Source organism: Xanthocytophaga flava (assembly GCF_030068545.1).
Taxonomy (GTDB): domain Bacteria; phylum Bacteroidota; class Bacteroidia; order Cytophagales; family 172606-1; genus Xanthocytophaga; species Xanthocytophaga flava.
Genome location: NZ_JASJOR010000001.1, coordinates 423,490 through 436,768, shown reverse-complemented (window position 1 = coordinate 436,768; position 13,279 = coordinate 423,490). Strand labels below are relative to the sequence as shown.

12 protein-coding genes are annotated in these 13,279 nt (G+C 38.8%); 8 read left to right on the top strand and 4 right to left on the bottom strand.

The features are described 5' to 3' along the window. Positions 1–97: 97 nt before the first annotated feature. From QNI15_RS01820 to QNI15_RS01810, 3 genes are all read left to right on the top strand, one after another. Complete coding sequence (locus QNI15_RS01820; protein ID WP_313993532.1) at positions 98–556, top strand: hypothetical protein; 459 nt, start codon at positions 98–100, stop codon at positions 554–556. Positions 557–558: 2 nt separating this feature from the next. Continuing rightward, complete coding sequence (locus QNI15_RS01815) at positions 559–879, top strand: DUF3817 domain-containing protein (RefSeq protein WP_313993529.1); 321 nt, start codon at positions 559–561, stop codon at positions 877–879. Positions 880–1,128: 249 nt separating this feature from the next. Beyond that, on the top strand, positions 1,129–1,875 hold the full coding sequence (locus QNI15_RS01810; protein ID WP_313993526.1) for a M57 family metalloprotease: 747 nt from the start codon (positions 1,129–1,131) through the stop codon (positions 1,873–1,875). A 268-nt stretch (positions 1,876–2,143) separates the two neighbouring features. On the opposite strand, the gene QNI15_RS01805 is transcribed toward QNI15_RS01810, so the two are convergent. Both QNI15_RS01805 and QNI15_RS01800 read right to left on the bottom strand, forming a co-directional pair. Next, positions 2,144–3,139, bottom strand: a complete 996-nt coding sequence (locus tag QNI15_RS01805) for an SDR family NAD(P)-dependent oxidoreductase (protein WP_313993523.1) — start codon at positions 3,137–3,139, stop codon at positions 2,144–2,146. Positions 3,140–3,241: 102 nt separating this feature from the next. After that, on the bottom strand, positions 3,242–3,997 hold the full coding sequence (locus QNI15_RS01800; RefSeq protein ID WP_313993520.1) for an SDR family NAD(P)-dependent oxidoreductase: 756 nt from the start codon (positions 3,995–3,997) through the stop codon (positions 3,242–3,244). Between the two features lie 104 nt (positions 3,998–4,101). Here QNI15_RS01800 and QNI15_RS01795 point away from each other — a divergent pair, with 104 nt between their 5' ends. Together QNI15_RS01795 and QNI15_RS01790 are read left to right on the top strand one after the other, a co-directional pair. Continuing rightward, positions 4,102–4,458 (top strand): winged helix-turn-helix transcriptional regulator, encoded by a 357-nt coding sequence (locus QNI15_RS01795; RefSeq protein WP_313975180.1) that lies wholly within the window; start codon positions 4,102–4,104, stop codon positions 4,456–4,458. Between the two features lie 774 nt (positions 4,459–5,232). Beyond that, positions 5,233–7,458, top strand: a complete 2,226-nt coding sequence (locus QNI15_RS01790) for a S41 family peptidase (RefSeq protein WP_314030236.1) — start codon at positions 5,233–5,235, stop codon at positions 7,456–7,458. 96 nt (positions 7,459–7,554) lie between these two features. On the opposite strand, the gene QNI15_RS01785 is transcribed toward QNI15_RS01790, so the two are convergent. Then, a complete protein-coding gene (locus QNI15_RS01785; RefSeq protein ID WP_313993514.1) occupies positions 7,555–8,109 on the bottom strand; it encodes a hypothetical protein in 555 nt (184 codons plus the stop codon). A 275-nt stretch (positions 8,110–8,384) separates the two neighbouring features. Further along, positions 8,385–9,062 carry a hypothetical protein gene (locus tag QNI15_RS01780; protein WP_313993511.1) on the bottom strand — a complete coding sequence of 226 codons (678 nt, stop codon included), beginning with the start codon at positions 9,060–9,062 and terminating at the stop codon, positions 8,385–8,387. 529 nt (positions 9,063–9,591) lie between these two features. Here QNI15_RS01780 and QNI15_RS01775 point away from each other — a divergent pair. The 3 genes from QNI15_RS01775 to QNI15_RS01765 are packed head-to-tail and all read left to right on the top strand — an operon-like array spanning position 9,592 to position 12,105. Then, complete coding sequence (locus QNI15_RS01775) at positions 9,592–10,140, top strand: M15 family metallopeptidase (protein WP_313975174.1); 549 nt, start codon at positions 9,592–9,594, stop codon at positions 10,138–10,140. Positions 10,141–10,191: 51 nt separating this feature from the next. Further along, a complete protein-coding gene (locus QNI15_RS01770) occupies positions 10,192–10,545 on the top strand; it encodes a hypothetical protein (RefSeq protein WP_313993508.1) in 354 nt (117 codons plus the stop codon). An 18-nt stretch (positions 10,546–10,563) separates the two neighbouring features. Beyond that, positions 10,564–12,105 (top strand): FAD-binding protein, encoded by a 1,542-nt coding sequence (locus QNI15_RS01765; protein WP_314030234.1) that lies wholly within the window; start codon positions 10,564–10,566, stop codon positions 12,103–12,105. Positions 12,106–13,279 lie beyond the last annotated feature (1,174 nt).

Sequence of the window (13,279 nt, the reverse complement as noted above, 5' to 3'; positions counted from 1 at the left end):
TCTATGGATATATATGTTGTGTCCAATAGCTTTTATGTTATTCATGCTTCGCCAGCCTGTAGAGCTGGAAATACTAATTCACTAATTATCATTTTACATGTATCCTTTTCTGTTATTCTTTCATTCGGTTTTCCGGTGGCTGGTATTGTTGAGCCTTTTATATAGTATTTTTCGGGCATTTACAGGTTGGCGTTCGGCCAGACCATTCTCTGGAACTGATAATGCCACAAGGCATTGGACAGCTACCATTGCCCATGTTCAGCTTATGGTGGGCTTTACCTTGTATTTTGTGAGTCCTCTCGTACAGGCGTTTCGGGCAGGGGGAGGAATGCATTCTATGGAACTCGCTTTCTTTGGCATGGTACATATAGCGTGTATGCTGGTGGCTGTGGTCGTTATTACGATTGGTTCAGCTTTGTCTAAACGTCGCCAAACAGACAGAGAGAAATTTCAGACTATGCTGCTTTGGTTTCTGGCAGGCCTGTTTATCATTTTTATAGCTATTCCCTGGCCGTTTTCTCCTTTCGCTCACAGACCTTATTTCAGATCTTTTTAATCATGACATTATTTAGTAACTCAAAAGTAGGCAGACTGCGACTGGCCGGTTTGCTGGAAGGTATCTCATTATTGCTTCTGATGGGGATTGCTGTGCCTGCCAAACATATCTATGGCAATCCTGCTCTGGTGAAAGCTATAGGGCCTGTACATGGTATGTTGTTTCTGTGGTTTGTGTTAAATACGCTCAGTGTAGGGGTAGAGCAACGATGGAAGTTCAGTTCCATAACCTGGAAGGTATTGATAGCTTGCTTGATCCCTTTTGGGACATTCTATATTGATTATACTATACTACGTAAAATTGAGGCTACATCAGATAAATAAAATACTCACTATGAATAGGTGTGTTTTTATTGGTAAAACAAAGCCTACCTAACTGGGTTATATAAGGTTTGACGTTTTTTTAATTGTTATACAGCTGCTATGTAGATAAATTATTGTTGTTTATTTGGTGAAAAGTAACAAAATAAAGAAGGTATATTTTGTAATTTATAGAATAGATCTTTATTTTTATTCTGTTATGGGTATTTCTGATTATCTCATAGTATCACAAACTCTTTAAACTTCGGTCTTATGAAAAACGCATTTTTAGCAGCTCTTTTTGGAGCTGTGCTACTGATTTCCTGTGCCCGGGAAGAAGATAATGTTAAACCCAGTGCTACTTCTGATGACGATCTGATTGGGTTTATTAGTACATCCACAGGTGTTGAGAAAAGTAAGATTGTGTATGATGCTACCAAAAAACACTTTGTTTTAAATGGAGATGTTTTGGTGACCCGTCAGGATGCAGAAGATCGTCTGAAGGCTAGTAAAGGTGGTCGTACGGAACACTGGCGATATAACTATCTGGTGAGCAATACGTATGTAACCAACATTAAAGTATATATCAATCCAGCTGTACCCAGTGCGTGGCAAACAGCTACCCGCAATGCACTGACCCAGTGGAATAATATAAACGGGACTAAGCTCTTCTTTTCAGAGGTCACCAGCAGCACTTCTGCCAACATTAGGGTGATAACAGGATATGAGGCAGCTTCCTGGGTAGCCAGAGCTTATCTTCCTACATACAATGGAAGGCCTGGCACTCCAGTAGAAATCAATACCTACTATAATTCATTGCCTAGTGGACAAAAACTTTTTGCTATGGTGCATGAATTAGGACATACTTTTGGTTTGCTTCATACAGATCAAACCAGTGGTACCTTTATCACAGGCACCCCAACTACAGATCCTAATTCGGTAATGAATTCATATGTATTAAACTGGAATGGATTTACAACAGGAGATGTCTCTGCTGTACAAATCCTGTATCCACAATAATGAATAGACATATGTTCGAAAGCTAAACTGTCTTCCTTCAACCAGCTTATTTTTTGTCTGTCAGAAATATCCATAACACTGGCAGTTTATTTCGAACATAAAAGAAAACTCCTTCCCATACAGGAAGGAGTTTTCTTTTACAGGGATCAGCTCTTATCATATCTCATAATTTTTTGGAAGTAAACAAAGTGCTGGCGGACGCTTTTAGAAGTCTCAAAAATGAGAGAAAGATAAGACAGGATAAAATACCTAACTTGACCCAATAGACTCAATTAATGTCAAATGTAATGCCTGTTAGCTTTTCGCTTAATGTCCATAAGTTTTTTGCGTTGGTTTCGTCTAATGAATAACGTTTTACACCTGCGGATACTTCCTGGTTTGATGCTAACTCAGCAATATCTGCATCCTCACAATATACACCGCCTATCGTATGTAATAATGGACTTGTAGCACACCAGATGGTTGTTGCTGTACCTTGCGGAATGGTTTTGAGTGAAGCTGCAAATTCAGGCAAAAATTCGCCTTTTTCATCAACTAAGCCAAGCTGCTGAAATGTTTCCACCGATGCCTCTCTTGCCAGTTCTGTTCCCATAATATTGCCTGGGTGCAATGCATAGGCTCTTACATTATGTGTTCTGGCACGGTTGTCTAATTCAAGAGAAAATAGATTTAATGCTGTTTTTGATTGTCCATACCCAGCTAACGTTTCATATGTACGGTTTTCAAAATTTGGGTCTTCAAAGTTGAACGGTGCAAACTGGTGTCCCAGAGAAGATACATTCACTACTCTTGCCCCATTGGCTTTTTTCAGTGCACTCCAAAGTCGTGCCGTGAGTTGAAAGGGTGCTAGATAATTTGTTACTAATTGGGATTCTATGCCTCTGCTATCCCTGCGTAAAGGAACGAACATAATCCCTGCATTATGGATAAGCAGATGCAATGCCCTGCCTGACGCCAAAAATTTTTCAGCAAAACGATCTATGGAAGTATGGTCCATTAAGTCCATTTCTTCCAGTTCTACATGGGTAATACCTGCCAGATTTTGCTGTGCTTTTTCCAGGCTTCTGGCAGGTACAATTACTGTAGCTCCTGCAGTTGCCAGTGTCTTTGTAGTTTCCAAACCAATACCTGTATAACCGCCTGTTACGATAGCAATTTTGCCTGTCAGATCAATGCCTTTGATGACATCTGTTGAGGTTGAAGTCTTACTAAACCCAGAGCCTAGCGGTGTTTGTAGTGCTCCATTATAATTAGTCTTTTCCACTATCTTTACATTTTATTGTTCGACTTATCAAAACTTGAGAAGAAATGCCTTCTCCTGATTACAAGTAACCAGTGATAAGGCTTTTATGATGGGACTGTCCTGTTACAAACCATAGATACCACCTGAAACTGAGATTTTTTCGCCTGTAATCCATCCCGAGTCATCGGAAGCCAGAAATACAGCTACTTTCGCGATATCATCCGGTTTACCAGAGCGACCAAGTGGGGTATTGGCAACTAATTTTGTTTCTGCTTCACTACCGATAAAACCTGCACTACGTGAACCTTCGGTTTCTACAACGCCTGGTAAAATAGAGTTGATGCGAATGTTTCGTCCACTAAACTCTTTTGAGAGAGAAATGGTAACAGCATCCAGGGCTGCTTTGGTCGCAGAATAGATTGAACCCGTTGGCAAAGGCATTTTACCAGCTTCTGAACTGATGTTTATAATGTTGCCTTTTTTATCGCCAAACAGTTTTACTGCTGCCTGAATGGTAAGCAAAGAGCCTAGAACGTTAATGTTGAACTGCTGATGAAAAGTCTCTTCTGAGATTTGTTCAATAGGCTCGTACAGATAAATGCCTGCATTGTTTACCAGAATATCCAATGTGCCAAACGTATTTTTGGTTTCTTCAAACAATCGGGCTACATCTGCCTCTTTCGATACGTCACCTTGTATGGAAACTGCCGTTCCTCCATTATCAGTTATGGCTTTTACAACCTTATCTGCACCTTCTTTGCTTGATGCATAGTTTACCACGACTTTTGCACCTTCTGCTGCAAAGTATTCGGCAATAGAAGCACCTATACCCTTTGACGCACCTGTAACTATAGCTACCTTGTTTTTTAATTTGCTCATGTGTTTAGTATTGAATGATTGAGCTGCAATGTTAGCACATGCGAATTTATTTTGGTAACTTTGTTACGAAAAGTAACTGTAACCTTGAAGTAACCAAGTAACCTATGATGGAATGTAAAGTACGAGAAGAACAGCAACACAAAAAGGAAATGATGGCTGTTCAGGATTCTATGGATGTGCTGAATGGGAAGTGGAAAATAGCGATTATATCCTCTATTTGTTATTACAACAAAAGGCGGTTTTCTGATATCCTGAATGATGTAGCTGGTATTTCTAATAAAATGTTAAGCAAGGAGTTGAAAGAATTGGAACTCAACGAATTGATTAAGAGAACAGTTTTAGATACACAGCCTATAACAGTTCAGTATGAACTCACTGAACACGGAAAGTCATTGCAGACTATTATTACTAATCTTACCGAATGGGGGATTGCACACCGGAAGAAAATTACGGGGAAATAGGTTGTTGGTCTGACGGCGTGTGTTTTTAATGAAGGATATCTTTGAAAATTACATTCGCTAAAAATTGGAAACGATTAAGACTACTTTGATGGTTAGTCCATACACTTCAGGCTTGTGCACTTTTAGTTGTTTTCTCATAATCTCTTGAATGATTTCGAAAGAAATTGACCCAGCTAAAAGTGCATTCATTGATTCATCTCCACTTGATAGATACAAATCTTGTTCTATTAGCCTACTAGAGGCTATTTCTACTTATAAACCAGTTGCATTGGCTTCGACACATCAGGCAGTGTATTGGCTGGTAAGTCTTTTCCTCCATTTATTCTTTGTTTCCATCAATGACTTTGTTTGATTGTACAAAGAAGCAGATTTAGTTAATTGGCTATTACTGTACACTGGTGTACATCTTTTGTTACTTATCCTCTCCACTCATGCTTGTTAAATGTAGTATTTAATCATTCTGCTAGATTATTGTTCTGGGATTCTGTATAAAAATAAATTACAAACCGTTAATTAGTAGAAGAGAGTGCTATTTTTATGAGTATTTTCTTTAAAATTTATTGGGTGAATTGCTACTTGTCTGGATAGCTCTTTCGATTAGTTACTTCTGTAAAATATGTTTAGCGTCTTTTATTAGGTCTGGTTGTTTGTAAAGTATGTAACTGGTCCCTCTTCAAGATGTAAGTATATTCTACTATAGATTGTGGCTTTATAAAGACATGATTATACACATCGAAATGAAACATAAGTTAACAGTTTAAAACATGGACAACAATGAAAAAAACATCCCTGACATTTTTAATCTTATTAGTTTCAATAGCTTCGTATTGCCAGACGAAAGAAATTTCTTCAAAATTTAATTTTGACTTTGAAGGTATTAAAAATGGAATTCCCATCGGCTGGAACAATTTTGGGAGTCCAAATTATACTATTTCCCTCGATTCCCTTACTCTAAAAAGCGGAAAATATGCTGTCTCTATTGAGTTTAAAGACGGAGATAAAGACTTCAAGGCTTGGGCTTTTACACTTCCCGATAACTACCCAGGTAAGAAAATAACCCTTACGGGGTATATTAAAACCGAGAATGTGACAGATGGATATGCTGGTCTTTGGATGAGAATTGATCCCTCTATTGCTTTTGACAATATGAAAAAAAATGGTGTAAAAGGAACAACTGACTGGAAAAAATATGAAATAACCCTTGATATGAATCCTGAAAAAACAAAACAAATTGTTGTTGGGGGATTATTAGTAGGAAAAGGCAAAATGTGGTTAGATAATCTGAGTATAACTATTGATGGGAAAGATGTCAACGACCTCAAACCCTTTGAAAGAAAAGTGTTTCGTGCCGAAAAAGATAAAGAGTTTGACAAGGGATCGCCGATTACAAACATTTCTGTTGAGAAAGGCCAAATCAAGAATCTAAAGACCCTTGGTTTAATTTGGGGCTTTTTAAAATACTATCATCCTGCTATTGCAAAAGGAGAATACAATTGGGATTATGAACTTTTTAGAATTCTTCCGAAAGTTCTGAATTCTGACAACGAACATACTCGTGATGACATCCTGGTAAAATGGATAGAAAGTTTGGGTGAGTTTTCACAAGGCAAAGAAACAATAGGTAAGTTATCAGAAGTAAAAATTGCACCTGATTTAGCTTGGATTAGGAATTCCAGTTTTTCAGATGACCTTACTTCCTTACTGGTAAAAGTTAAAAATGCGAATAGAACGAAGGAACATTACTATATAGATTTACAAACGCAAGTGGGTAATCCTGACTTTACGCATGAGAATGCTTATTCATCAATAAAGTACCCTGATGCAGGTTTTCGTCTTTTGGCTTTGTATAGATATTGGAATATTATTCACTATTATTTCCCTTATAGAAATTTAATCGAAGAAGATTGGAAAAATGTATTAGAAGAATTTATACCTAAATTTCTTGAAGCAAAAGAAGAAACACACTACACGCTTACTGTTCTGGAACTGATCGGTCGGGTTCATGACACTCATGCAAATGTTTGGGGTCGCAATGAAGCATTAAATCATTATTTCGGGCTTCGTTATGCTGCTGCTGAACTAACCTTTGTTGAAAGTAAACCTGTTGTTACAGGCTTTTATGATGAGAAACTAGGAAAAGAAACACAATTACTACCTGGTGATGTGATTTTAGCTATAAATAATAGACCTGTTGAGCAACTAGTAAAAGAGAGGGTAAACTATTCCCCTGCTTCAAATTACCCAACCAAGTTAAGAGATATTGCCTCAAAACTACTAAGGACTAATGACTCTATTATTAGCATAGAATTTATAAGAGATGGAAAAACAGAGTCCAAAATAGTAAAAACCTATACTTTGAAGGATATTAACATTTACAGTAAATATCAGGTTACAGACACTTGTTTTAAGCTCATAAATAAGGATATCTCATATATAAACAACGGCTCTCTTAAAAGAAAATATCTTCCTGAAATCTGGAAGCAAATAGAAAATACCAAAGGGTTAATTATCGACCTGAGAAATTATCCTTCAGATTTCCCTATTCATGATTTAAGCGGTTATTTGCTGTCAAAAAGTACTCCGTTTGTTAAATTTACACATGGGAGTAGTGAAAGTCCAGGTCTTTTTACTTTTGCCAAGCCGTTAAATACAGGAACGAAAAACAAAACTCCTTACAAAGGGAAGGTAGTTATTCTCCTCAATGAAGTTTCACAAAGCTCTGCAGAGTTTCATGCCATGGCTTATCGGGTTCATCCAAATGCAACCGTTATTGGTTCGACAACAGCAGGGGCAGACGGTAATGTGTCACAATTCTACTTGCCTGGTGGAATAAGTACAATGATTAGTGGCATTGGGGTGTATTATCCTGACGGAAAGGAAACTCAAAGGATTGGAATTGTACCTGATATGGAAATTAAACCGACAATTCAAGGAATAAGAACAGGTAGAGATGAAATTTTGGAGAAAGCAATAGAGATAATTAGCCCTGTTGGCAACTAACTGGAAGAGGCTGTATTTTAGAGAAGAACTTACTGGTTAAAAGAAAACTCCTTCCTGTATGGGAAGGAGTTTTTTATGAAGGGTAAATTGGGTCTTTTACTTTTTTTTATGGCCAGAGCGGACAGGTTTGTCTTTCTGAGTTGTAAGGACAACACCCGCCTGTTTATCTGTGATATTATATCTGGTACGTAGCTGATCTGCTGTAATAACCTCTAAACTTTGAATCAGGTGTTTGTTTTTAATGTCCAGATCCCCTTCATCATATTTTTTCAGCGCCTTTCCATTCAGTATGTACTGAAATGAGCTATCGCTACCTGATTGTGCATATAATTTGTCATAAGCACTGGAATAGTTACGAAGCAGCTTTACAAACCGGTTTCGCACATACGCCATTGTTTCAATATACACCACACCATCTTTTGCCTTTGCTCCTGCGCGTTTTATTGCATCATGATCATAATATACAAAAACATTGATAATATTACCCAGGCTAGGCAAACTCAACGTATCTGGCATCACTTCTGCATTATCCAGGAAATATACAGGGTTAGGGCCTAACTTAGGGTCTTCTTTCTCAGACTTTTGAGCAAATGAATTGCCAATGCAGAGAGTTGTAATTGCTATATACAGAAGTAGGGAATAGAATCTCATGAATAAACAAAATATGTAATACAGTAATCTGGTCCTATGATTTGATTTGGCAGTAACGGGTCGAATAGGAGGCTCAGAGCCGGTTATTCTGTTAATTTTTCTGAGAATACCTGAAAAATAAACTGTGCAGTAAAGGTAGTGGGTTTGTACAGTAAAAAAATCCCGTGTTTCTGCTATTTCTTACACTTGTATCAGATAAAGAGTATTTCTAATATAAATACTGTAGGTAATAAAAAGCCTGTGGGGGTTTAAAGCACTTTGATGAAATGTATTTGTTAGTCTGAAGAAATGATTTTTGGAATTACGGATTCATTTTGAGACAAAGTCAGTTTAGCCTTTTCTGTTTCACAGTTTATAGTGTATCTCTGATGCAGGAGATATATGTTTGCATTGGTATCTATCCGACTTGTAATTAGGTCTTCAAAAGAACAATCAGCTATTGCTTGACCAATCAGTAACTGATCTGTTTTTTTGCCTGTAGAAAGGAATGACAAAAAGTAATAACGATCTTCTTGCCCTCCAGCTCCACCTCTGCTTAGGATAATCACCGCAAATTTGCCATTTTTTAGATTGAATAATCCTACAGGATAGTATCTATACCTGATAAATAGACCATTGTCGTTATCAGCTACTGAGTCTATGAAATATTTCTTAACTAGAAATGTATCAATAGCATTTGTATAAGATATCGAATTTTCAATCTGTTGCTGATCTAACGAGTAGGGCAGGGGAATTTCTGGAAATAAGTTTTTGAAGAATGCTAGTGTATCTTGTCTTGGTATCTCTATTTGTTTGAGAGGTGTTATCGGTCTTACTTTCTTTTTTGGTGTTGCTATTGTGTCAGTAGTTTGCTTCGTTTCTGGAATGGCAACCTGAGACTGGGTTTCTGTATGAGATGTACATTGTATAGTTGTACTAATGAGTATTATCAGAAATAAAAAACGAATGACCATATATGCGTAAGGCTTTGTAATACTTTATACGATGTGCTGTATTTTAGGTAAGTGGGGTAAGATGGGGTAGGATAGGGGTAGAATTTGGGGTATATTTAACTAGTTGATACAGAGGCGGGGGTAAGCGGGGTAGGATTCCCTTATATATGTATATAGAGAATAATATAAAAAACACTATATATAGTATATACATACCCCTCTATTCCCGTTTGTCCGGGAGAGTTTTTGTCAGAAAATGGCACCCCTCTTACCCCGTCTCTGTATCAACTAGTTAAACATACCCCATATCTGACCCCATTAATCCCCGCTTACCCCAGAAGTTTTGTTTGAAAGGCTTTGATATGTGCTACTAGTTGTGTTATGTTGATGGATTCTATCTAATGCTTGTATGTTCTCTTAAATAACTTCCTGTAAATGTGTGTATTGTATTTATTTATTGTTACCTTTCAGGTAGTCAGTCTTTGTGCTAGGTTTGCTAAGAGTAAAGAGAATATTTGTAACACCGTTTTTGATCTAAGCAACAATTTTTATGGCAGCCAGTCTGGATGTGCTCACTCCTGAGTTTAAAGAAAAAGCGCAGGCACTACTTGAGAACTGTAAACTTCGCGGAGTAGTCATGCGTCCCAATGAAACCCTGCGTTCTCCTTTTGTGCAGGCAAGATATTGGAGACAGTCCCGAACCATCGAAGAAATCCGAAAAAAAATAAACGAGTTAAAGCAGAAAAATGCCTTGTTTCTGGCACATTGCCTGGAGGTCGTTGGACCTCAGCATGGGGATCATGTAACCAATGCTATTCCAGGTTTGTCGTGGCATCAGTGGGGGGAAGCGATGGATTGCTTCTGGGTAGTGAACAATGAGGCTGTATGGAGTGCCACAGAGGTAGTCAATGGTATCAATGGATATATGATCTATGCTGGCGAAGCTAAAAAGCTGGGGCTGGATGCTGGGTATTTCTGGAAAAGTTTTCCGGATATACCACATGTACAGTTACGTAAGGCATCTAATCCTGCCAAAGTATTTGACTTACTCGCCATTAACGATGCTATGGAGCAGACTTTCGGAAATACCCAGCCTTAGGTTATACATACCTGGGCGGGTGTAGTATAGGGATTTTTAATCTAACCAGATATGAAAAAAATCACCTCTTACGTAGTGCGAATAGCACTATGTGTACTGCTTTGCTATTCCCTGCAAAGTTGCTATCACTATCGGATAGCCTCTGCTCATTATGATCCTGCTACCAATTACCATCACAAAACGGTTCATTCCTTCTTTTGGGGAGCTGTACAGAAACGCACTAACGGCATTGATGTAGTGGCCACTAATTGTGATAGCCTCACTATTCATAGCCTGGACGAGGTCCGGGTTACTACCAGTTTTGGGTATTCGCTGATTACGGTTGCTTCGCTGGGGATATGGTCTCCGGTGAAGATTGAATGGAAGTGTGCCAAACCCTGTCCCCGCGAAGGAGACGTTCCCTAACTTAACTTATTCCAATCTATGATTATCAGTCGCACAGGTGCCAGGAAATGGGTAAACCGGCACGAAACCTTTACCCAGAATATAGAGGATCTCTATGATCTGGCTGATGAAAGTACTATGGATATACTGGCTGATTACAATGATGTAACAGCAGGTATACAGCAACTGATGAAGCAGTTTATTGCAAATGGCAAACGAACCCGTGTGCTGGGTGGAGAATGGTCATGGACCAAAATTGCGGCCAGTGATGGCATTTTATTGAATACCAAACCGCTGAACCTGACCTTTCGAATCAGCCTTAACAATGTATCATCTGCCTATGCCAAATCACCGGATGACCTCTATTTTGCGCAATGTGGGGTTTCAATACAGGAGTTAAGTACACGCCTCCGACGACGAAAACGGTCACTGAAAACATCCGGAGCCAGTAATGGCCAAACCATTGCCGGAGCCTTATCTACAGGGACACATGGGTCGGCTATTGATATAGGTGGGGTGGCAGACTATGTTGTTGGCCTGCATCTGATTGTAAGCCCTACACGGCATATCTGGCTGGAAAGACGTTCGTATCCGGTTGTGTCAGATGCTTTTGTGGCAAATCTGCATGCTGAGAGAGTACAAGACGATGCCTTATTCAATGCAGCTCTGGTTAGCTTCGGCTGTTTTGGATTTATTCATGGAGTAATGATAGAGACCGTGCCACTCTTTCTGTATGAATCCTATCGGCTCAGCGTACCCATGGATAATACACTGTACACCTTGATGGAGTCGCTCTCTTTTGCCAATTCCTTTTTGCCATACGGGAGTGAACGTCCGTATCATTTTCAGGTACTTGTCAACCAGTATGACCCCAACCACAAAGCCTATGTGACGGTTATGTATAAGCGAGACTATGAGGACAATTATATTCCACCATCCATGGCAGTGCCGGGTATAGGCCCTGGAGATGATGCACCTTCATTTATAGGAACAATCTCTCAGGCATTGCCTGCTGTGGTACCTATTTTGGTGAATGCGGTCATTGGAGGATCTTATAAGCCCTATAGTAAGGTATTTGGCACCCATGCGGAAATGTTTAGTAATACTGACCTACATGGTAAAGTATTAAGTGCTGCCATTGGCATACCTCTTTCTGCTCTGAATCAGGTAAGGGAGCTACTCATTGACCTAAATACTCACTATGGGCCTTTTGCCGGAGTGCTGGCTTTCCGTTTTGTGAAAGGTACACAGGCTACACTGGGTTTTACTCATTTTACTATTACCTGTGTAGTAGAGCTGGACAGTGTTATGTCAGATGAGACATATCGGTTTTATAACAAGGTATGGGATGAATTAGAGCGACAGCATATACCTCACTCATTTCATTGGGGAAAAGTATTGCGTCTGGATCACACACGAATCCGGAATATGTATGGCGAGGAAAAGATTGACAACTGGATACAGGCACGTAATACGCTGATGCAAGACCCGGAAAGCATGCGTTTGTTTACCAATGAAGTGATGGTACTGTGGGGATTGGATGAAATCCGGTCAACTACCCCTGTAACTCCCGTTGTGTAATTGGCTGCTACTTTACTATTGAGAGAACTACTTTACTATGAAGAGTTAAACCCTTATTCATTATTTTATTGTGCGCATAATTAGAGGCATATCAGTTCCTTGAGCGGAATAATATGCAGTTCGACGTCTTGCGGTGAATTTAACGCAAGACATTTAGTGAAAAGTCTGTCCGATTTGCTTGTAAGAAAATAGTTTTGCCTGGAATTCACCGCAAAATTGCTGATGCGTCGAATAAACCGCAGAAAAGTTTTTGCATAGAATAAACCGCAAGAGATCTCTTTGAGCAGAATTCAATGCAAAAAGTCTCGTACGTATAATTCAAGTCATACTCTTACTATACATCGAAGCAGGTATATGTAAAAGTCATTTTAAGAGTCAGCAGAATTGATGGTCTTTTCTTTTTAATGAATGAAGCCATTGTGCTGTTACAGTTGTTGCAAGTTGTTACAGTTGAAAATTACAGTTCAATTGTTTGATAATCAACGATGTTACAGTTGTTACGGTATTTTATACATTGTCAAACTTTCTAGAAGAACACAAAAGCCCTTTTCTCTTATATATTACTATATAATATAATATACACGTGAGAGTTTACTGTAACAACTGTAACATGCTTCATTTACAGGTGCTTACAACTGTAACGCATACTGTAACATACTGTAACAACTGTAACAGAGCTCACTATCAATCCTTTATCATGTAAACTGTTGTCTTAAATCATAAATGACACAGATTATAGGATTTTCATGGATAAAGTGTTTTTTCTGTCATTGTGTGCTTACCAATGACCTGTTTCCCTTCATTTAGGTTAGGAGTAATACACAACCTAGGAGAGTGCTCAATTCGTGAAATTCGAGTAATCTTTTTAATCTGCGATTCTGAAATTCTTTTCCTGTCCTCCTCAAATCAACTTTCCCTTCCTGTCCTTCTGAAAGAACCTCGTGGCAAGACCGGCGACCTTTCCGATTGGAGTGTTTTTCTCTTATAAACCAAAGAAGGCTCTATGGGACACACGTGTCCCGACAACGGTGAGAGAGATTCTTTCAGAAGGACCGAGTGGGACATGCTGTTTTCAGATGACTGATAAAGGAGAATAGCGATAATTACTTACTATCATAAGTGTATGTGCTAGGTATGTGAAAGGAGTTGTAATATATACTTATGTCAGAAAGCT

What these genes read in the sequence shown, in the direction of transcription:
- QNI15_RS01820 (WP_313993532.1), top strand. Translation starts at nt 98, where the DNA reads ATGTATCCTTTTCTGTTATTCTTTCATTCGGTTTTCCGGTGGCTGGTA.
- QNI15_RS01815 (WP_313993529.1), top strand. Translation starts at nt 559, where the DNA reads ATGACATTATTTAGTAACTCAAAAGTAGGCAGACTGCGACTGGCCGGT.
- QNI15_RS01810 (WP_313993526.1), top strand. Translation starts at nt 1,129, where the DNA reads ATGAAAAACGCATTTTTAGCAGCTCTTTTTGGAGCTGTGCTACTGATT.
- QNI15_RS01800 (WP_313993520.1), bottom strand. Translation starts at nt 3,997, where the DNA reads ATGAGCAAATTAAAAAACAAGGTAGCTATAGTTACAGGTGCGTCAAAG.
- QNI15_RS01795 (WP_313975180.1), top strand. Translation starts at nt 4,102, where the DNA reads ATGATGGAATGTAAAGTACGAGAAGAACAGCAACACAAAAAGGAAATG.
- QNI15_RS01790 (WP_314030236.1), top strand. Translation starts at nt 5,233, where the DNA reads ATGAAAAAAACATCCCTGACATTTTTAATCTTATTAGTTTCAATAGCT.
- QNI15_RS01785 (WP_313993514.1), bottom strand. Translation starts at nt 8,109, where the DNA reads ATGAGATTCTATTCCCTACTTCTGTATATAGCAATTACAACTCTCTGC.
- QNI15_RS01780 (WP_313993511.1), bottom strand. Translation starts at nt 9,062, where the DNA reads ATGGTCATTCGTTTTTTATTTCTGATAATACTCATTAGTACAACTATA.
- QNI15_RS01775 (WP_313975174.1), top strand. Translation starts at nt 9,592, where the DNA reads ATGGCAGCCAGTCTGGATGTGCTCACTCCTGAGTTTAAAGAAAAAGCG.
- QNI15_RS01770 (WP_313993508.1), top strand. Translation starts at nt 10,192, where the DNA reads ATGAAAAAAATCACCTCTTACGTAGTGCGAATAGCACTATGTGTACTG.
- QNI15_RS01765 (WP_314030234.1), top strand. Translation starts at nt 10,564, where the DNA reads ATGATTATCAGTCGCACAGGTGCCAGGAAATGGGTAAACCGGCACGAA.